Here is an 18,297-nt window from a genome sequence, read left to right as displayed (position 1 = left end):
TGAATGGCCAGTTATCCGAATGTAAATGCGGCGAACAAATACGCCCGGGACATTGTTGCTAGCCGTATTCCTGCATGCCGGTGGGTATATCTAGCGTGCAAGCGTCACTTAGATGATTTAGAGAAGTCGAAACAGAAAACTTATTTATATAAATTCGATAAAGCTAAGGCTGAGCGAGTCTGCTCCTTTTTACAGAAGCTTCCACACACTAAAGGTAGATGGGCTCAGGAACGTAGAAAGTTAGTATTAGAGCCTTGGCAACTGTTTAGATATGCAGCTGTATTTGGATGGGTAAATAAGAAAACGGGGTTTCGTAGATTTAAAGAATCTTATAACGAAATACCGCGTAAGAATGGAAAGTCTTTAGAAGCAGCAGGTATCGGGCTTTACTTGTTTGCTGCTGATGGTGAGTACGGTGCTGAAGTTTATTGTGGTGCTACGACTGAGCATCAGGCGTGGAAGGTTTTTGAGCCCGCTCGACTAATGTGTCTTAGGACGCCGGATTTAGTAAACAGATTTGGCATAGAAGTAAATGCACGAAATCTTAACGTGCTTTCAGATAACTCCAAATTAGAGCCTTTGATTGGTGACCCGGGTGATGGTGGTTCGCCAAGTGGCGCCATCATTGATGAGTATCATGAACATAGAACGGCTTCGCTTTATGACACGATGACTACAGGGATGGGAGCTCGTGAAAACCCACTGACCCTCATCATCACAACAGGCGGCAATAATGTAGCCAGCCCCTGTTACGCTAAACGTAAAGAAGTTGAACAAGTACTTGAAGGCGTTCTTCAGGATGATGAACTGTTTGGAATCATCTATACGATAGATCCTGATGATGACTGGAAAGCCCCTGAAAGCTTAATCAAAGCCAATCCTAATTGTGGTGTTTCAGTAACACCTGAGTATCTGCAAAGCCAATTACGGAAAGCGCTGAATAATCCACGTACGGCTGCATCATTTAAAACTAAGCACCTGAATTTATGGGGCGGCGCTGCTAATGCTTTCTTCAATCTGGAGCATTGGGATCAGTGCGCTGATTTAAAATTAAGCCATGATCAGTTTGACGGTGAAGATTTATTTCTAGGAATAGATTTAGCCGCGAAGCTCGACTTAACTTCGGCTGTGTCTGTTTACAGCAGATTAGATGATAAAGGTCGAAAGCATTATTACTGCATATCCCCTTACTTCTGGATTCCCGAAGATACGGTATTTGAAAGCGATGATGAATCTGCTGCCGATAGGTACCAGGCATGGGTTGAAACTGATCACCTAATTGCTACTGATGGCGCAGAAATAGATTACTTATACATTCTCGAAGAGATGAAGAATCTAAACATCAGCGGACAAATTGAAGAAATAGGAATGGATCCGCACGGTGCAGCGATGTTGTCACATCGATTGATCGACGAAAATATCGATGTGGTATCTATCACGCAAAACTTCACCAATATGTCAGATCCAATGAAAGAGCTGGAAGCCGCATTAAAAAGCGGCCGATTCCATCATGACGGCAATCCAATTCTTAAGTGGTGTATTAGCAATGTTATTGGTAAAGAGCTCCCGGGCTCTGATGACATTGTTCGCCCGACTAAAGACAAAGCAACTAACAGCAAAATAGATGGAGCGGTCGCTCTATTAATGGCTATTGGTCGAGCAATGTTTAAAGAAACCACAGGCTCTAAGAAATCAATTTACGACGAAACGGACGTAGCATGCTAATTCAAATAATTGCATTTTTAGTTGGCATTATTGGTGTCGGCTCCGTGTCATACGGGGCTTGGCTAAGTTATCCGCCTGCAGGTTTTATTGTCGGTGGCATGTTAGCTTTATTCTGGTCTTACATGGTTGCCCGCCAATCATCCGAAGGCATCGCGACTAATGGGGGAGAATAGTTAATGTTTATCCCTGCAATGTTTAAAAAAGGCAGTAGTGCGCCAGCCCGTCAGGGCTGGGGTAACTGGATTAGCTCAATATCATCTGGTTCTAAAACAAAATCCGGCATGATGGTTACAACAGAAACGGCACTGGCAAATTCCGCCCTTCGTTCATGCGTCACTTTGCTTGCTGAATCCGTTGCTCAGCTTCCTTGTGAGCTATACCTCCGCACGAAAGACGCCAAAAATAGTGAATATTCAGGCCGTGAAAAGGCGGTAGACCATCCACTGTATGACGTGATTCGGCATCAGCCAAACGGTAAAGATACCGCGTTTGAGTACTACGAGCAGAGCCAAGGTGCGCTGGGGTTAGAAGGCAACACCTATTCCTTTATCGATCGCGATGAAGCCGGATATATTAAACAGCTGTGGCCAATTAATCCGAAGAAAGTAACTGTTCTGAAAGGTCCGGATGCGCTGCCTTATTACGACATACAGGGTATTGAAGGCATTATGCCGAAACGCCTGATTCATCACGTTAAAGCATTTTCGCTTGATGGATATGTAGGCCTGTCTCCCTTGCAAACCAGCGCTGATGTGATTGGCCTGGCGTTGGCAACAGAAGAACATGCAGCGGCTGTTTTTGAACGTGGTGCTACCATGAGCGGAGTTATTGAGAGGCCGGTGGAGGCCGGTGCGATCAAAACTCAGGAGGGCGTTGATCGCTTTTTAAATAAATTTACTGATCGTCATAGCGGCCAGTCGAATGCTTTTTCAGTTGCGTTGTTGCAGGAAGGTATGACTTACCGCCAGTTATCAATGGATAACGAAAAGGCGCAGCTGATTGATAGTCGTAATTTCGGTGTGAATGAAATATGCCGGCTGTACAAAATACCGCCACATATGATCCAGCACCTTGAGAAAACCACGTCCTTTGGTACAGGTCTTGAACAGCTTTCCCTGAGCTTTGTTATCTATACGCTGTTGCCGTGGATTAAACGCCATGAAGCCGCAATGATGCGGGACTTCTTGCTGCCTGAAGAACGAAAAGAATTCTATATCGAATTTAACTTCTCTGGCTTGTTGCGCGGCGATCAGAAGTCTCGTTATGACTCTTATGCATTGGGCCGGCAGTGGGGTTTCTTATCGGTTAATGATATCCGCCGTCTTGAAAATATGCCGCCAATTTCAGGCGGTGATAAATACCTAACCCCATTAAATATGGATGATTCGGGGAAGATTCAGTCTTCTATGAACACCACACCTGAGCAAGCGAAAGAGATCGAGGAAATACTATGTCGAAGCTGATGATTAATTATCCCCATGTGGCCAGCATGGTATTTAACACGCCACTATATGCGACTCCTGAAGTAGTTGCCGGCGTTAAAGCTGTACTAATACCACGCCTGACAGGGCAGGCCGCAGATGCTATCGGAATGGATGTAGAAGATTCGATGCCTATTCCTTCTGGCTCATCGGCTCCAGAAATGTCAGAGCGCGACCGTGAATTGCGTAGTTTGAAAGTTGTTAGCAAAGTAGCCGTGATTAATGTTCATGGGGTGTTGGTTGCTCGCCGTGGCACGATCGATAACGCCTGTTCAGAGCTCATTAGTTATGAACGACTGCGCACACAAATCACCCTAGCAATGAAGCATGACCAGGTAGAGGAGGTCGTGCTTGATTTCCATTCTGGCGGTGGCCATGCAATGGGCTGTAAAGAACTGGCCGACTTTATCCGCGCCTGTACACAAATCAAACCAATCACAGCAATCATTAATTTTGCAGCTTACTCAGCGGCTTATTTTTTGGCGGCTGCTTGCAGCAAAATTATCTGCAGCCCTACGGGTGGTGCTGGTTCGATTGGCGTCATTATGGAAACAGTTGAAGTAAGTGAATGGGAAAAAGAGGTAGGTATTAAATACAACACCTTTTACCGGGGGAATCATAAAAATGACTGTAGCCCACACGAAGCATTGACTGAACAGGCAGCTGAAGAGATCAGCGGTAAGCTAGATGAAGCCTACGATATATTCACCAGTTCAGTTGCAGAGTATTTAGACATCCCGGTGCAATCAATCATTGATACCCAAGCGCGTTTGTTTACTGCTACTCAGGCAATGGCCCGTGGTTTGATCCATGAAATCAAGCCCGCTCAGGAAGCCATCAACGAAATTGCCCAGAAGTACATTCAACCCGCTAAACAAAATTCTATCGGTATCCGCGCTGCGGCTATCAACCAACAGGTTCAGCTTTAGCCCTGCGGCAGAGCTCGATCATGAAGCGGCATTAGCCGCTTTTTTTATGTCATTAATTCACTAAAAAGGTGAGAACAAATGCTTACAATCGAACAAGCCCGCCGCAAGCGTGCGGAGATCAATGCACAAATCCAACTGCTGGCAGATGCAGAGAAAGCGGGCACCATCACTGCCGAACAAATTACTCAGTTTGATCAGCTATCGAAAGACTTCGAAAACATGACTCAGCAGATTAACCGTCTTGAGCAAGCTGAGAAGATGGCAGCAGCAGCTGCCACTCCAGTAGAAACCTTTGCTGGTGGAGCGCCTGGCGTGATAGTTAAGCAGGAAGCAGAACAATACCCGGGGGCAACGCTGGCCCGAATCACGATGTCAGTTGCTGCAGGTGGTGGTGACTTAGCGCTGGCGTCGAAGTTTGCGGCCAATGAGCTCAATGATAAGGGTGTATCAATGGCTATTCAGACAGCTGCTGGAAGTGGCGGTGCTCTGATTCCGAAGAACACATACAGCGAAGTGATCGAGCTGTTGCGTCCGCGCACTATCGTTCGGCGCTTAGGTGCGCGATCTATGCCGTTACCAAACGGCAATATGTCATTACCGCGGGCATCTTCAGGCGCGACCTCAAGCTATGTTGGTGAAGGAAGCGATGTGCTGGCAACGGAATCGACAGTTGGCGATGTAAAGCTTTCTGCCAAAACGATGATCACATTGGTTCCTATCTCGAACAGTCTGATCGGTCATGCTGGTCGTAACGTTGAAGACTTTGTTCTTAGCGATATGTTGAATGCAATCGCGATCCGGGAAGACAAAGCTTTCCTTCGCGATGATGGTACAAATGATACTCCAACAGGTTTTAAGAAGATTGCGACCGATGCCAGCCGTCTTGTTCCATGGTCAGGTACTGCAGACCTGAACACAATTGATGCTTACCTGGATAGCCTGATTCTTAAGCTTATGGGTAGTGACAGCATGCTGGTCAACCCGGGCTGGGGCTTGTCACCGCGTACCTACATGACGTTATTCGGTTTACGCGATGGTAACGGCAATAAAGTGTATCCAGAAATGAAGGAAGGTCTTCTGAAAGGCTATCCGATTGAGCATACAAACACGATTCCATCAAACCTGGGCACAGGCTCAAATGAGACCGAAATCTATTTTGGTGATTGGAATGACGTTGTGATCGGTGAAGACGGTGATATGAGTGTCGACTTCTCTAAGGAAGCCACTTACAAGGACGGTTCTGGCAATTTGGTTTCTGCCTTTGCCCGTAATCAGTCATTGATTCGTGTAGTGCTTGAGCATGATGTTGGCTTCCGCCATCCGGAAGGCTTGGCAATGGGTTCTGCTGTTACCTGGTAATTACAGTTTACGGCAGGGCATACCGCCCTGTCTTTGATCATTAACCAAAGCCAGGAGATACAACCATGGCCGGTAAAGCAACCAAGCAAGAAGAACCAAAAAACGAACTGATATCTGTTGAATTCATCAAGCCTTGGAGCCGTTATTCAAAGGGCGATATTGCAGGTTTCGAGGCCGACAAAGTTCAGAAGTTGATTGACGCTAAGCTTGTCGTTGAACCAGGTACAGCTGAAGAAGCTGAACAAAAGAAAGAAGACCCAGCAGCATAAAGCAATCTGAATCAAAAACACCGGCAACTGCCGGTGTTCTTCGTTGAGACTGTTTAGTGAGTAAACGACTATGCCGATTATCGATGCAACACCGCCGGCGGAGACGCCTATTACTCTGGAAGACGCCCGTGTTCAGTGCATGCTGGACGCTGATATTACAGATGAAGATGGCCTGATTGAAAGCTATATAAAATCAGCGATGCTGTTTTGCGAAGGCCGTATGAATAGGCCGATAATTCGGCAGGAAAAACAATACGTTGGCGAATTTAAATCAAGTATCGAACTAACACCTAACCTGCTAACTGTTGAGTCTGTTGATTATCTCAATACGTCAGGAGAAAAGGTCACTTTACCTGCTGCGAACTACTTCATAAATACAGCAGAAATCGTCGGTAAAGTGCAGTTATTAATGTCTGTGCCAGCAGTAAAAACGCCTCATCCACAACCAGTAACAATTAACTTTACATGTGGTTATGGCGCCGCTGAAGACGTACCGGATGACATTAAGCAGGCAATTCGTTTACTGGTTGGTCATTGGTTCAGAAATAGAGAAGCTGCAGGCGCCGTGGCTGGTGAAGTTGAATTCTCTGTCTCTTCTTTGCTGAGTAACTACCGGGTTCTTGAGGTGTGATATGCAGCAATTTCCGCACCGGGTAACACTGCAGGTAAAGACAACAACTAAGAATGATTTCTCTGAAGAAGAAGTTACCTGGGTCGACACGGCGTTAAAAAAAATAAAGGCAGATGTTAAGAATCTTTCAGGCCGTGAAACCAAAGATTCAGATCAAACACAGAATTTTATAGTTGTCTCTGTCCGGATCCGCAATCGTCCAGGTGTAAGCGATGATATGCGGCTTAAGCATGGTGATAGAAAGCTAAGAATCATGGCGGTTTTGCCAGACCCAACAAACCGCTATTTGGATTTAAAGTGCGAGGAGTGGACAGATGGCTGATGCATCCAGTGTCAACGTGGCTGAAGTCGTTAACTCACTGGAAAAGTTTTCTAACAACGTACGCATCAAGGTGACGAAAGTCGCTACCCGACGTTCTTCAAAGCTTGTAAAAGAAAAAATGAAGGCGCTCGCCCCTCGAGGTGAATCAGGCGCGTTGGCAGAAGGTGTCACAGCCAGAACAAAAACAGATGTTGCTGGTGGACGTGCTTATTCAGTAATTGGCCCGTTCGGCAAAGTAATGTCAGTTGACCAGTCAGGTATCGGCAAGAAGGTTAGTCAGGCATATAAGGGCCGGTTTATGGAGTACGGCACTAAACACACCAGTAAACAGCCTTTTATTCAGAAAGCACTTGATCAAACAAGAAGCCTTGTTGAACAAGAATACGCCAGCGTCGTTGATCGGGAGTTAAAGAAATTATGATCGAGAAAGCTATAACAGAATGGCTAGGCGGCTTATCAGCAAAGCTATATCCGTTGATCGTACCTGAAGGTAATAACGTTCCGGCAATTTTATATCGCATTGAAAGCCAATTCACTCCCGAAGATGAGCACGGGCCATACGGGGCGGAAGGCGATCGGGTACGGTTTTCTATTTGGGATAAAGGTTATAAGTCAGCTTCAGAGCTGAAAGATGAAGTAATTGCGGTGCTTGAAGAGGCGCATCCTGGCTATTTGATATCAATCGAGGATCGTGGCGACCTGTACGACAAAGATTCAGGCGTGTGCGGCATCATCATCGACGCAGAAGTAACAACGCTTCAGACGATCGCAGAGGGCGAGCAAAGCGGAATTCGTGAGGCGGCTCGCGTGGCACTGACAGGTAACACGACAGCCGGTCCTAATGTATTTGCAACCCGTCTGGGCTTCGCTAACTGTGATTCATTCCCTTGCATTGGCGTCCGGATAGACGATACGCAAATCGAATCAGATAACGGCGTGCAGAAACGGGCGGCAAAGCTTGAAGTAAATGTTAAAACGCTTGCAGATGTTACCGCTGAAAATACCCTTGAAGCCTTAACGATTCAGATAGAAGCGATACTGCACCCAGATGCTCAGCTGTTGCCTGGATCAGCGCTTGATATAACCGATATCAGCAGCCGTTTTTCATCAGTTGGCCGGCTCAATTATGAGCACAGGTTGCTCTCGTTTGATTTGGATTACCGAACAGAGCCGCCAGATAGCGGTGATCTGGTTGATTTCAATCATGCGGATGTCGATTGGCAAACAAACCCATCAACAACACTGCCTGAGGCTAAAGACACTCTTTCGCTCGATTAGGACCAGTTATGCCCATCATAAAAGTAAAAGCCCAGCCGGGGCATCAGTGCCGGCTGTCGGATTCTCTGTGCGTGACAGATAAGCCCGCAGAGGTTGAATTAACTACAACTGTTAGCCGGCGGCTTAAAGATGGCTCGCTGATTGATTGTACTAAGCGGAGTAAAACCAATGAGTCAGATTAGTTTCGAATACATGCCCAGTAACTGGCGTGTACCTGGTGCGTATGCTGAGTTTAATAACGACTTTGCCATTCAGGGTCTGGTCGGCCAGCCTTATACAGTATTGCTGATCGGGCAAATGCTTAGCGCAGGTACAGCAACGCCACTTGAGCAAGTGCAGGTAACAACACCCAGCCAGGCAGCGCCATTATTTGGCAAGGGCTCTATGCTGGCTGATATGGTTGAGCGCTATAAGCTGAATGATCAGGTCACAAAACTGATCTGCATTCCTGTCCTTGATAACGATGCCGGGGCAGCGGCGGTGAAAGATATTACATTCACAGGACCAGCAACAGTTGCCGGCACCTTGAATCTGTATATTGCGGGCAAGGTGTTGCAGGTTGGCGTTTCAAAAGATGATACCGCCGAACAGATTGCAACGGCTGTTGCTGCAGCGATTCCGGCGAGCTCTGATTACCCCATAACAGCAACCGCATCAGCAGATAAAGTATCGCTTACTGCCAAGCATAAAGGGGAAAACGGCACGGCAATTGATGTGCGCTTTAATTACTTCACCGGTCAGACTTTCCCAGCAGGTGTAGGCGCGAGTGTTGCACAGAAAACACCGGGGTCAGGTAATCCCAATATTTCAGATGTTATCAGTGTATTTGGCGACACCTGGTTCAATGTCATTACTATGCCATGGACTGACGCATCAAACCTGACCGCGCTTGAAACAGAACTAACAGTTCGTTTTGGTCCGCTAAAAGCCATTGACGGAATCGCGATCGCAGCACATCGAGGCAATCATTCAGCCTTAACAACGTTGGGCCAGAGCCGTAACAGTCCGCATCTATCTATTTTTGAATCATCAGGCTATCCACTTAATCCGGAATCTCGGGCGGCAATGATCGCTGCACAGATTGCATTCTCTGCGCAGAATGATCCGGCTCGGCCATTTCAGACACTTGGCCTGTTAGGCGATATGGCGCCAGCGCCGTCCGTTCGCTTTGAAGATTCAGAGCGTAATCTCTTACTGTTTGATGGCATCAGCACTTGTTACACCGATGCCGGCGGTGTTGTGCGAATTGAGCGAGCGGTTACCACTTATACCGAAAATGAATTCGGTGCACCTGACCCAAGCTATCTGGATTTAAACACGCTATTCACGCTGAGCTATCTGCGCTACAGCTGGCGAGCGCGTGTATTACAAAAATTCCCGCGCTTTAAGTTGGGTAAAGATGGCTCCCGTGGCGATAACGTCATGACACCCAAAGGCATGAAGAATGAAATGGTGGCGCTGGCGGGGGATTGGGCAGACGCAGGCCTGATCGAAAGTGTTGAGCAATTCAAAACTGATATGCAGATTGGTATTGATCCGAACGATCCAAACCGATTAAACATGATTTTGCCGCCAGATTTAATGAATCAGCTGCGCATCATGGCCGCACGTATCGACTTCCGTTTATAAGAGGCATCAATTATGTCAAACAAACTAGTATCTGGTCGTATCTTCTTCAAAGTTGACGGTCAGCAATACAGCGTTAGCGCGGGTATTACCTATAACTTGGGTCGTCCGAAGCGTGAATCAGGTTCTGATTCTTCATTTGAGCATCACTTTAAAGAAGTGGCGCAAGTACCTTATATTTCGGGTGAATTATTCGACAACAAGTCATTGGATGTTGCTAAGTTTCTTGATTTAGACAATGCAACTATTACCGCAGAATTGGCAACCGGTAAATCAATCGTTCTGCGTAATGCCTGGCAAACGGGCGAAGGTGAAGTGAACGCTGAAGAAGGCAAGATCCCGTTTAAATTTGAAGGCGAATCTGCAGAGGAAGTTAAATAATGGCTGATATCACGGAAGGCCTGTGGCCTAAAAAAATAACTCTTACTACACACGGCGTTCAGGCGCATGGAGACAGCGTAACAGAGCTGATCTTTAACGAACCTACCGGTAAGGACTTGATGAATCTGCCTATGATGGTTGAAGGTGAAGGAATGGTATTGCCAAGCATGCACTTGGCGTCAAAGATGGCAGGCGTTCCACCATCAACTATTGAACGTTTGAACGCCACAGACGCTATGGAAGTAATGAAACTGGTAAACCCCTTTGCCGGTCAGTTCCTGGAAACATTAGGGACCTGATCGGCAACATCGCATATGCCTTTAAGTTTCCACCCTCCGAATTAAATGTAATGACACTTCCAGATCTGCTGTTCTGGGCAAGCCAGTGCAATCGAATTAATAGTGAGATAACTCCCGATGGCTAAAAAACGTCTTTCCGTAATCATTGGCGCGATCGATAAGCTCAGTAAGCCCATGCAAAAAATCAATGGGCGCATTGAAAAAATCAAAGCACCGATTGATAAGGTAAACCGGGCCATGAATAAGATGGGCCGGCAGGCTGGATTAAAGCAATTTAATCGGGATTTAAAACGATCTGCTAAGAGTATGGCTAATGCAGGCAGAGCCTTTGCTGGTGCGGCAAAATGGGCAACGGGCTTGTCTCTTGCTGCTGGTGGGGCAATAGCAGGGCTAGCAACAAACTTTGCCTCAGCTGGCGACAATATCGGAAAGGCATCATTACGCTTGAATCTTGGTGCCGAAGCTTTACAGGAAATGAGATACGCAGCTGACCGCTCGGGTGTATCTGCTTCTACATTTGATATGGCCGTTCAACGCTATGGAAGGCGTGCCGCTGAAGCCTCAATGGGCACTGGTGCTGCAAAGGATGCCATTAAAGCGCTGGGGTTAGAGCTGGAAGGTTCTGGCGGAAAAATGAAAAACACTGAAACGCTCATGATGGAGGCGCTAGATGCGCTCGGTCGCGTACAGGATCCAATGAAGCGAAATGCTCTGGCTATGAAGCTCTTTGATTCTGAGGGTGTAAAGTTAGTACAGATGGCTGCTGCTGGCGCTGACGGCATTAAAAAAATGCGGCAGGAAGCCCGGGAGCTGGGTCTGGTGATGTCAGAAAAAAGTGTAAAAGCTTCTGAAGACTTTACCGATAAAATGACCAATATGAGCGCAGTGGTTTCTGGCCTACGTAACCGCATTGGCTCTAAGTTAATACCGGTTTTAATTCCGCTGATCCAGAAGTTTGCGACCATCGCTCTTAAGTTAGGCCCAAAGCTAAGCACCTGGGCACAAGGTTTCGCTAATGCGTTACCTGGTCGAGTCGCACGTCTGTCAGTCATCTTTAATAGCTTCCGTTCTGGTCTATCCGGTGTCACAGTGGAAGGGCAGGAACTCGACGACTCTTTCCAATCGTTAGGCGAGCGATTTTCAGGGATATTGAAAATTGTTAGTTGGGTGTCTGAGAACTTCGGCATTATGAACACTGTTATGGCAGTAATGGGAGCGGTTATCGCGAGTAAACTAATTATTGGCGTCGTGGCTTTAGCTGGAGCAGTGAAAGCACTAGGTTTTGCGATAATGATGACGCCTATTGGGTGGATTGTGGCAGGCATTGCTGCGGTCGTGGCCGCTGGTGTTCTGTTGTATAAGAACTGGGATACCGTTAAAAACGCCATCATCAGTTTCGGCAAGATGGCTTTATTGAATAACCCATTTGCCTTGCTCATAAAAGGCGCAGATCGGCTGGTTAAGATGCTAACCGGTTTCAGCGTGATCGAATCACTTAAAAGCCGTCTGTCTAATATGCTGCCTGACTGGGCAATCGATTTACTTGATCTGGAATCATCATCAGCAAAGCCTGTTTCAGCACCTATCCCCAATGCACAGGCGCAGGTGGGTGGAACAGTGCATGTCACAATAGATTCTGAAGGTCGCCCGCGAGTAAATAGCATAACTGCCGACAATGCCGCGGTAGGTATTGCAGTAGATGCAGGAATGGCCATGGGTGGCCCAGTGGTGCACATGAATTAAAACAATGTGTGGTTGTCTCGATGCTTTCCAGTTGTTAGATTGGCTGCTTGTGAAAGACTATTAAGCTGTTGGTCTTACAGGGAATTAAAAGGAGATTAGCAGTGGCCAAAGAACCGAAGCATGTAACTAAGTATAAAGAACGCCATCTCAGTGATGGCGAATCAGTGATTGCATGGGGTGAGGGATACATTGGTGAGGCCTTGGGGAAAGGCGATAAGGCACAGCAAAATGGAGCTTTAGTGGTTACTGAAACACTGGTCGCTTTCTACCGCAAAGGCTTTCTGGGTGAAATTTTAGAAACAATGCCTTTAAAGAACATTACCTCTATTGAGCGTAAATCAACGATGGGTCACCGGACAATCAGGTTGCATACCAGTCATGATGATCTGGCATTCAAAACATTTCAGAAAGACAACGAAGAAGCAATTGTTCAGGCTATTGAAGATGGCAGATCAAAGGCCGGTGCTTCAGTTAAAGCTGAGAGCGACGGATTAGATAAACTTAAAAAATTAGCAGAGCTCAGGGATGCTGGAGTTCTAAGTGAAGCAGAGTTCATCGATAAAAAAGAAAAAATTCTCGAAGAAATATGATTAAAAAACCCGCGAAAGCGGGTTTTTTTATGAGCCGCGTTTACTGGCAATCCTAAACAGCAAGGTAGAAGCATGTCTAAATGGCTGAAAACACTTCATGCCCCGTCATTCCGTGGCATTCCTTTCAGTGTGATAGAGGATCCTGAAGCCGAAATCGGTAGGCGCATGGCGAATCATGAATACGCCGGAAGGGATGAGCCTTATAGTGAAGATACCGGCAGAAAGCAAAAAGTTTATAAACTTACCTTTGCTGTGTACGGGGATGACTTCATTAAAAAAGCGCATGCGCTTATCGATGCGATTGATACTGCAGGCCCTGGTTTATTAGTTCATCCGCATCATGGTGAGCTACAAGTAACGGCTGAAGGGCGGGTAAGTTACCAGGGCAGGCAAGCCACTTTTCAGGCAACATTTTATGAAGCGGGTCATAACAATCAGCCTGGTCAAACCGCTGATACCGCACAGCTGATAACAGATAAATCTCTGGCGGCAGAAGTAGCCGCTATTAAATCTTTTGAAACTGCATATGATGTTACAGGCCCGTCTTTTGTTGCTGATCAAGCAGTTGCTGACGTAACAGAATCACTGCAGTCAGTGGTTGCTGCTGGTCAAAATATCAATACGTCTATTGCTGCGGTTATTAATAAACCTGGCGAGCTGGCGAATCAAATTCTTTCATCAGTACGCAGTGTTAGCAGTCTTAACAAGAGTATTGCTAATACATTTCAAGGCTTTAAGTCATTATCTGAAGCTAACGCATCAAGCTCTGATACTTCTGTTTCAAGCACTCCAATGCAGCAGAAGATGTCGAATAACAAAGCTGCCACTCAGCTACTGGTAAAGCAACTGGCGGCAACACAGCTGGCTAAATCTGTGCCTAATATGAATTTTCAGCATCAGGCTGAAGCTGAACAAATCGGGCTTGATGCGGCTGACTTGATCGAGCAGGCCAGCTGGGAATCTGATGACCAGGCCTTTATCGCTCTAACTGATTTACGCATTGCGGTTCAGCAGGATGTACAGGAGAAAACGCCCTCATTGGCAGTACTGGAGGCGGTAAATCTTCCGCAAACAATGCCAGCGCTTGTGGCTGCATATCGGTACACCGGCAATGCCAGCAATGAAGCCCAGATTATCAATCGTAACAATATTACACATCCTGGCTTTGTCAGTGGCCGTGTTGAGGTGCTAAATGTCTAACATTAAATTGCACGTTAACGGCTATATCTATGAAGGTTGGAAAGACGTATCTGTTACCCGGTCAATTGAAGAAGCCGCACCCAAGTTTACGATAGGCCTGTCAGCTGATTTTCAGAACGGCACCGGGGTTCTACCTGTGCAGCCGGGAGCCGCCTGCAAGCTGGTGTTAAATAATACGGTAGTCATTACCGGTTACGTAGATGGCATTACCGGAAGCTATGACGACAAAACACATAGTTACTCAATCACAGGCCGGTCAGCAATCGGTGATCTGGTTGATTGCAGTGCGATCGTAAAGGGCGGCGAGTTTAATAACCTCACTGTCACCCAGATAGCGGAAAGCCTCTGCGAACCTTTCGGCGTAAAAGTCAGGGCTGAAACATCTGTTGGTGAAAGACTTGCCAAGCACCGTACCGACGATGCCAGTCCGCACTCTATCATTGAGCGAGCATGTCGCCGCAGAGGGTTGATCCTTTCGAGCTCTCCAGCCGGTGAGTTGATCATTACAACCATTGGTAACCGTAAGGTCTCAACGCCTTTACAAACCGGCGGCAACGTCAAAAAAGCCGGCGGTTCGTTCAGCATGAATCAGCGCTTTAATCAGTATCTGATAAAGGGACAGTCTGATAGCAGTAGCGATCTGGCCAGTCAGATACAGGCTAAAGGTGTTGCGACTGATCCGGGCGTTAAGCGTTATCGACCATTAGTCGTTGATGCTGAAGACGGCGAAACTGATTTACAAAGCCGCGCTCAATTTGAGGCCACCGTAAGGCTTGGGCGCAGCAATAAAATCACCTACACCGTACAGGGCTGGGAGCATGATGCCGGACTTTGGGAACCTAATACTCTGGTCAGGGTGGTTGATTCATATTTCGGCATAGATGCCTGGCTACTTATAAGCACTGTCGTATATGGCTATAGCGATGGAGACGGAACCATTGCAACTATTACTGTGATGCCTAAAGAGTCCTTCAAGGTTCAGCTGCTTAAAGAGAAGTCGCCGAATGCTGCCGGTGGCGGTAAAAAATTTGGCAATGTCTTTGCCGATGATCAGCAACTACCTGCGCCAGATCTTCCCGCAATATTCTGATCAAGGATCACACCATGATTAAAACACTTGCGCGCCGTATTGCCCGCAAAGTACTGCGCGGCATTGTACAGCTTAGCTATGACGACAAAGGTATTCAGGTGCTTCAGGTGACCGCTTTAGATGGCGACACCTATGAAATGCCCCGCATTCAGCAATACGGCCTTACCAGCAACCCTCACAAAGACGCAGAGGTCGTCATTACGATGCTGAATGATTCGGCGGGCTTGATCATAGCTGTTGATGATGCCCGGTACCGCCTTAAAGGTATGGCGCAGGGTGAAGTAGCGCTGTATGACGACACCGGCAATAAAGTGCACTTAAAGCGCGGCGGAAAGATGCACTTAGCGGCACCGGTCAGAGTCGATATAGAAACGCCGCTGGCGCAGTTTTCTGGCGACGTGAAGGCCTTGGGTGATATCACCGACAAATCTGCTGATAACACGCTCAGCGTGGCTGCTATGCGGGATGTGTTTGATGATCATGATCACAACGAAACAAACAGCACCACAAATAAGCCGAATCAAAAAATGGTGCCAGCATCATGAGCGATTTTAAAACCTTATTTAAAAGTCTGACCTCTGGCGCTGAATACAATTTTAGTGGCCAGGGTATTGAAGAAGACACAAGCCTTGCAACGGCTGTCGGCATTTCAATCTTTACTGATAAACGTAACCCGCAAGCACTGCCAGATGATGCGCGGGGCTGGTGGGCCGATGGTGAAATAGGGTCTTTACGTTGGACGCTCAGCCGCGAAAAGCAAACCTCAGACGTGCTGAACAGACTCGTTCGTTACGATTCTGATGCACTGGAATGGCTAAAAGATGCAGGCCTGGCAAAAGCCGTAAGCGTTACCGCTGAATGGGCAGAGCGCGGCATTCTAAAAGAACATATAAACATTACCCTGCCGAATGGTAAAAACGAGCTGTTTTTAATACAGGAGTCCTGATTCATGCCATACCCACGCCAAACAGTTGCGCAGCTTATGCAGCAACAGTCAGTAGACCTGTCAGCACAGCTTAGAATTCCTTTGCAGCAGGTACGCCGTTCAAACGCCGGTATCATAGCTAAGGTTCAAGCGGGTGGCTTGCATGGTTTACACGGGCATCTTGAATACAATTTAAAGCAGGGCTTTGAAGACACTGCAGACGCAGAATATTTGATCCGGAAAGGGGATATCAGAGGCATTCCTCGTAAGCTTAAAACGGTGGCCACTGGTTCACGGCTCATTAACGGTACGAATGGCGCTGTTGTTGAAGCAGGCGTGTTACTGCAGCGCTCAGATGGACAGCAATATAAAGTGACCACCGGCGCAGTTATTGCTTCTGGAACGGCTTCAGTTGTTGTTATAGCTCTACTGGCAGGCTCTGCAGGTAACACGGCAGACAGTGAGCTATTAAATTTCGTTACTCCGTTACCGGGTATTCAATCTTCTTCACCATCCGGCGCAATCGCTGGCGGTACCGATGACGAACATATCGAAACATACCGGTCCCGGGTGCTGGCTGATATCCGTGAACCAGCCCACGGCGGCAATGACGCCGATTATAAGCGCTGGGTAAAGCTTACCCCAGGTGTGAATGTTGGCCGGGTATGGGTTATGCGTAAGTGGATGGGAAAAGGCACGGTAGGTGTGTTTTTTACCTTGGATGGCGGTTCAATACCTGATGCTAATTCTGTGAGTCTGGTTGACAGCTTCGTTGAGGTTGAGGCGCAAGTAACTGCCGATGTTGTCATTATTGCGCCAACACCTTCACCGGTAGCTGTCACATTCACAAAGCTGGTGCCAGATAGTCCGGCAGTAAGAGCGGCTATCGCAGCAGAGCTGGTCAGCTTCTTTGCCCGTGCCGGACAGGTTGAGGACAAAAACGGATCTGCAACGCTGCCACTTTCACAAATCCGCGAAGCCATATCCACGGCAACTGGTGAATCAGATTTTTTACTGTCAGCACCTTCCGCTGACTTGTTGACATTTCAGCCAGGTGAACTGCCAGTATTGGGAGATATTGCATGGCCGTAGCAGATTACCGGCAACAGCTGATAGCACTATCGCCACCAGGTCAGGCTTGGAATATTCAGCGGGGTAGCGACTATACCGGCCTGCTTGAGGTGTTTGCGATCGCATTAAGCCGGGTCGGTGATCATATTCAGACTTCGCTTGATGAGCTCGATCCAAGAACTGCCACATACCTGCTTCCAGAGTGGGAGCGCTGCTTAGACCTTCCAGATAGGTGCGCGCCTGCCAATCAAACATTACAGCAGCGCCGCGAAGCTGCACATGCCAAATATGTAATGAGAGGCGGGCAGAGCAAAGCTTATTTTATAAAGCTTGCCGAAAGGCTGGGTTACATAATAACGATAGATATCTACCGGCCCTTTATAGCGGGACTTTCCCGGTGTGGGGAGGCGTTGCAACCGGAAGATTGCCGATTTAATTGGCGAGTGAATATACCCGGCAATCGTGCGGTGTATTTTCGAACAGGTGAATCTGCCGCCGGCGAGTCACTGCTTCATATAGTTTCTGCAAGCGAATTGGAATGCGTATTTCGTCGCTTGCAACCTTCCCATACCGATTTATTTTTCAATTACCAGTGAGGTGATTAATGGAATACGTTCAACCAATAGGGGGCGCTGAAAATGCGCCTTATGTTGATGGTGACGCTTCAACAGGAACGCCGGGATCGGTTGTCCCTGCCAAAGCCATTGAGGGACCTCAACGTGAAATCATGGCTGTTATTGCGGCGGCTGGTTTAACGCCTGATTCAGAGAATCTGAACCAGCTTCTTGACGCCATAAAAAAACTGGCTCCGGGTAAGGCGTTTGGTGAGCCGTTCTTTCATCTTGGCGAAACGCCTCCTGTAAACGCGCTGTTTTTTGCCCGTCAAACAATGCTTAGAGCTGATTACCCTGAATTATGGGCATCTCTGAATGAGTCTGGCAGGAATATTGATATTATTTCAGACGCTGAGTATTTAGCTGGCCGCCATGGCTTTTGGTCGGCTGGTGATGGCTCTACAACCTTTCGAGCACCTGACCCGCGGGCGTTAGTGTTACGTATTTGGGATAACGGTGCAGGTATTGATGCAGGCCGCGTTGCTGGTAGTTATCAAGAGGATGCAATTAAAAGTCATGTGATTTCTCTTTTAAGTGCCGGGAATTTCGGTGCAACATCGAATGCGACCACGGTACCTCTTACCAGCAACCAATCGGAAGGGATGGCAGGCGTCAGAGATGGTGTGCAAACGGATGTTACATATGTTGAACATTCCGTATCAGGGAGTACGCCCGCGCCATATGCTAAATATGAAGGCGAGGCAGAAACTCGGTCTAAAAGTATAGCCTGGCCTCTAGCCTTCTATTATAAATAAGGATTGTAC

22 protein-coding genes are annotated in these 18,297 nt (G+C 47.4%); all 22 read left to right on the top strand.

What is annotated here, in order from left to right; all coding sequences use genetic code 11:
• Positions 1 to 3 precede the first annotated feature (3 nt).
• The 22 genes from OCU49_RS12785 to OCU49_RS12680 all read left to right on the top strand — a co-directional run bounded on the left by OCU49_RS12785 (position 4) and on the right by OCU49_RS12680 (position 18,288).
• Positions 4 to 1,725 (top strand): terminase large subunit, encoded by a 1,722-nt coding sequence (locus OCU49_RS12785; protein WP_261840961.1) that lies wholly within the window; start codon positions 4 to 6, stop codon positions 1,723 to 1,725.
• Positions 1,719 to 1,898, top strand: a complete 180-nt coding sequence (locus tag OCU49_RS12780) for a hypothetical protein (RefSeq protein WP_261840960.1) — start codon at positions 1,719 to 1,721, stop codon at positions 1,896 to 1,898. The genes OCU49_RS12785 and OCU49_RS12780 overlap by 7 nt, the downstream gene beginning before the upstream one ends.
• A gap of 3 nt (positions 1,899 to 1,901) precedes the next feature.
• On the top strand, positions 1,902 to 3,188 hold the full coding sequence (locus OCU49_RS12775; RefSeq protein ID WP_261840959.1) for a phage portal protein: 1,287 nt from the start codon (positions 1,902 to 1,904) through the stop codon (positions 3,186 to 3,188).
• Positions 3,176 to 4,135, top strand: a complete 960-nt coding sequence (locus OCU49_RS12770; RefSeq protein ID WP_261840958.1) for a S49 family peptidase — start codon at positions 3,176 to 3,178, stop codon at positions 4,133 to 4,135. Before OCU49_RS12775 ends, OCU49_RS12770 begins: the two co-directional genes overlap by 13 nt.
• 78 nt (positions 4,136 to 4,213) lie before the next feature.
• A complete protein-coding gene (locus tag OCU49_RS12765) occupies positions 4,214 to 5,494 on the top strand; it encodes a phage major capsid protein (RefSeq protein ID WP_261840957.1) in 1,281 nt (426 codons plus the stop codon).
• Positions 5,495 to 5,559: 65 nt separating this feature from the next.
• The gene (locus tag OCU49_RS12760) at positions 5,560 to 5,763 is read left to right on the top strand and encodes a hypothetical protein (RefSeq protein WP_261840956.1); all 204 of its coding nucleotides are present in this window, start codon (positions 5,560 to 5,562) and stop codon (positions 5,761 to 5,763) included.
• 70 nt (positions 5,764 to 5,833) lie between these two features.
• Positions 5,834 to 6,394 (top strand): head-tail connector protein, encoded by a 561-nt coding sequence (locus tag OCU49_RS12755; RefSeq protein ID WP_261840955.1) that lies wholly within the window; start codon positions 5,834 to 5,836, stop codon positions 6,392 to 6,394.
• Between the two features lies 1 nt (position 6,395).
• Positions 6,396 to 6,716, top strand: coding sequence for a phage head closure protein (locus OCU49_RS12750; protein WP_261840954.1), 321 nt, complete (start codon positions 6,396 to 6,398; stop codon positions 6,714 to 6,716).
• A complete protein-coding gene (locus tag OCU49_RS12745) occupies positions 6,709 to 7,137 on the top strand; it encodes an HK97-gp10 family putative phage morphogenesis protein (protein ID WP_261840953.1) in 429 nt (142 codons plus the stop codon). Before OCU49_RS12750 ends, OCU49_RS12745 begins: the two co-directional genes overlap by 8 nt.
• Entirely contained in the window at positions 7,134 to 7,994 is an 861-nt protein-coding gene (locus tag OCU49_RS12740; protein WP_261840952.1) for a hypothetical protein, read from the top strand. The genes OCU49_RS12745 and OCU49_RS12740 overlap by 4 nt, the downstream gene beginning before the upstream one ends.
• A gap of 168 nt (positions 7,995 to 8,162) precedes the next feature.
• Positions 8,163 to 9,623 (top strand): phage tail sheath subtilisin-like domain-containing protein, encoded by a 1,461-nt coding sequence (locus tag OCU49_RS12735; RefSeq protein WP_261840951.1) that lies wholly within the window; start codon positions 8,163 to 8,165, stop codon positions 9,621 to 9,623.
• A 12-nt stretch (positions 9,624 to 9,635) separates the two neighbouring features.
• Entirely contained in the window at positions 9,636 to 10,001 is a 366-nt protein-coding gene (locus tag OCU49_RS12730; RefSeq protein WP_261840950.1) for a phage tail tube protein, read from the top strand.
• Complete coding sequence (locus OCU49_RS12725; protein WP_261840949.1) at positions 10,001 to 10,300, top strand: phage tail assembly protein; 300 nt, start codon at positions 10,001 to 10,003, stop codon at positions 10,298 to 10,300. Before OCU49_RS12730 ends, OCU49_RS12725 begins: the two co-directional genes overlap by 1 nt.
• Before the next feature lie 117 nt (positions 10,301 to 10,417).
• Positions 10,418 to 12,043 (top strand): phage tail tape measure protein, encoded by a 1,626-nt coding sequence (locus OCU49_RS12720; protein ID WP_261840948.1) that lies wholly within the window; start codon positions 10,418 to 10,420, stop codon positions 12,041 to 12,043.
• 101 nt (positions 12,044 to 12,144) lie between these two features.
• A complete protein-coding gene (locus OCU49_RS12715; RefSeq protein WP_261840947.1) occupies positions 12,145 to 12,633 on the top strand; it encodes an SHOCT domain-containing protein in 489 nt (162 codons plus the stop codon).
• Positions 12,634 to 12,705: 72 nt separating this feature from the next.
• Positions 12,706 to 13,833 carry a DNA circularization protein gene (locus OCU49_RS12710; protein ID WP_261840946.1) on the top strand — a complete coding sequence of 376 codons (1,128 nt, stop codon included), beginning with the start codon at positions 12,706 to 12,708 and terminating at the stop codon, positions 13,831 to 13,833.
• A complete protein-coding gene (locus tag OCU49_RS12705; RefSeq protein ID WP_261840945.1) occupies positions 13,826 to 14,923 on the top strand; it encodes a phage baseplate assembly protein in 1,098 nt (365 codons plus the stop codon). The genes OCU49_RS12710 and OCU49_RS12705 overlap by 8 nt, the downstream gene beginning before the upstream one ends.
• A gap of 14 nt (positions 14,924 to 14,937) precedes the next feature.
• A complete protein-coding gene (locus OCU49_RS12700; RefSeq protein ID WP_261840944.1) occupies positions 14,938 to 15,468 on the top strand; it encodes a phage baseplate assembly protein domain-containing protein in 531 nt (176 codons plus the stop codon).
• On the top strand, positions 15,465 to 15,869 hold the full coding sequence (locus OCU49_RS12695; protein ID WP_261840943.1) for a phage GP46 family protein: 405 nt from the start codon (positions 15,465 to 15,467) through the stop codon (positions 15,867 to 15,869). The genes OCU49_RS12700 and OCU49_RS12695 overlap by 4 nt, the downstream gene beginning before the upstream one ends.
• 3 nt (positions 15,870 to 15,872) lie before the next feature.
• On the top strand, positions 15,873 to 16,940 hold the full coding sequence (locus OCU49_RS12690) for a baseplate J/gp47 family protein (RefSeq protein ID WP_261840942.1): 1,068 nt from the start codon (positions 15,873 to 15,875) through the stop codon (positions 16,938 to 16,940).
• Positions 16,931 to 17,515: a YmfQ family protein gene (locus OCU49_RS12685; RefSeq protein ID WP_261840941.1), complete on the top strand. Its 585-nt coding sequence runs from the start codon at positions 16,931 to 16,933 to the stop codon at positions 17,513 to 17,515. Before OCU49_RS12690 ends, OCU49_RS12685 begins: the two co-directional genes overlap by 10 nt.
• Positions 17,516 to 17,523: 8 nt before the next feature.
• Positions 17,524 to 18,288 carry a hypothetical protein gene (locus OCU49_RS12680; RefSeq protein WP_261840940.1) on the top strand — a complete coding sequence of 255 codons (765 nt, stop codon included), beginning with the start codon at positions 17,524 to 17,526 and terminating at the stop codon, positions 18,286 to 18,288.
• Positions 18,289 to 18,297 lie beyond the last annotated feature (9 nt).

The organism is Aliamphritea ceti, from assembly GCF_024347215.1.
Classification (GTDB): Bacteria; Pseudomonadota; Gammaproteobacteria; order Pseudomonadales; family Balneatricaceae; genus Amphritea; species Amphritea ceti.
This window is presented reverse-complemented; position numbering and strand designations above follow the sequence as displayed.

What these genes read in the sequence shown, in the direction of transcription:
- OCU49_RS12740 (WP_261840952.1), top strand. Translation starts at nt 7,134, where the DNA reads ATGATCGAGAAAGCTATAACAGAATGGCTAGGCGGCTTATCAGCAAAG.
- OCU49_RS12750 (WP_261840954.1), top strand. Translation starts at nt 6,396, where the DNA reads ATGCAGCAATTTCCGCACCGGGTAACACTGCAGGTAAAGACAACAACT.
- OCU49_RS12745 (WP_261840953.1), top strand. Translation starts at nt 6,709, where the DNA reads ATGGCTGATGCATCCAGTGTCAACGTGGCTGAAGTCGTTAACTCACTG.
- OCU49_RS12720 (WP_261840948.1), top strand. Translation starts at nt 10,418, where the DNA reads ATGGCTAAAAAACGTCTTTCCGTAATCATTGGCGCGATCGATAAGCTC.
- OCU49_RS12780 (WP_261840960.1), top strand. Translation starts at nt 1,719, where the DNA reads ATGCTAATTCAAATAATTGCATTTTTAGTTGGCATTATTGGTGTCGGC.
- OCU49_RS12685 (WP_261840941.1), top strand. Translation starts at nt 16,931, where the DNA reads ATGGCCGTAGCAGATTACCGGCAACAGCTGATAGCACTATCGCCACCA.
- OCU49_RS12765 (WP_261840957.1), top strand. Translation starts at nt 4,214, where the DNA reads ATGCTTACAATCGAACAAGCCCGCCGCAAGCGTGCGGAGATCAATGCA.
- OCU49_RS12680 (WP_261840940.1), top strand. Translation starts at nt 17,524, where the DNA reads ATGGAATACGTTCAACCAATAGGGGGCGCTGAAAATGCGCCTTATGTT.
- OCU49_RS12730 (WP_261840950.1), top strand. Translation starts at nt 9,636, where the DNA reads ATGTCAAACAAACTAGTATCTGGTCGTATCTTCTTCAAAGTTGACGGT.
- OCU49_RS12700 (WP_261840944.1), top strand. Translation starts at nt 14,938, where the DNA reads ATGATTAAAACACTTGCGCGCCGTATTGCCCGCAAAGTACTGCGCGGC.
- OCU49_RS12775 (WP_261840959.1), top strand. Translation starts at nt 1,902, where the DNA reads ATGTTTATCCCTGCAATGTTTAAAAAAGGCAGTAGTGCGCCAGCCCGT.
- OCU49_RS12755 (WP_261840955.1), top strand. Translation starts at nt 5,834, where the DNA reads ATGCCGATTATCGATGCAACACCGCCGGCGGAGACGCCTATTACTCTG.
- OCU49_RS12695 (WP_261840943.1), top strand. Translation starts at nt 15,465, where the DNA reads ATGAGCGATTTTAAAACCTTATTTAAAAGTCTGACCTCTGGCGCTGAA.
- OCU49_RS12785 (WP_261840961.1), top strand. Translation starts at nt 4, where the DNA reads ATGGCCAGTTATCCGAATGTAAATGCGGCGAACAAATACGCCCGGGAC.
- OCU49_RS12725 (WP_261840949.1), top strand. Translation starts at nt 10,001, where the DNA reads ATGGCTGATATCACGGAAGGCCTGTGGCCTAAAAAAATAACTCTTACT.
- OCU49_RS12760 (WP_261840956.1), top strand. Translation starts at nt 5,560, where the DNA reads ATGGCCGGTAAAGCAACCAAGCAAGAAGAACCAAAAAACGAACTGATA.
- OCU49_RS12705 (WP_261840945.1), top strand. Translation starts at nt 13,826, where the DNA reads ATGTCTAACATTAAATTGCACGTTAACGGCTATATCTATGAAGGTTGG.
- OCU49_RS12690 (WP_261840942.1), top strand. Translation starts at nt 15,873, where the DNA reads ATGCCATACCCACGCCAAACAGTTGCGCAGCTTATGCAGCAACAGTCA.
- OCU49_RS12710 (WP_261840946.1), top strand. Translation starts at nt 12,706, where the DNA reads ATGTCTAAATGGCTGAAAACACTTCATGCCCCGTCATTCCGTGGCATT.
- OCU49_RS12735 (WP_261840951.1), top strand. Translation starts at nt 8,163, where the DNA reads ATGAGTCAGATTAGTTTCGAATACATGCCCAGTAACTGGCGTGTACCT.
- OCU49_RS12770 (WP_261840958.1), top strand. Translation starts at nt 3,176, where the DNA reads ATGTCGAAGCTGATGATTAATTATCCCCATGTGGCCAGCATGGTATTT.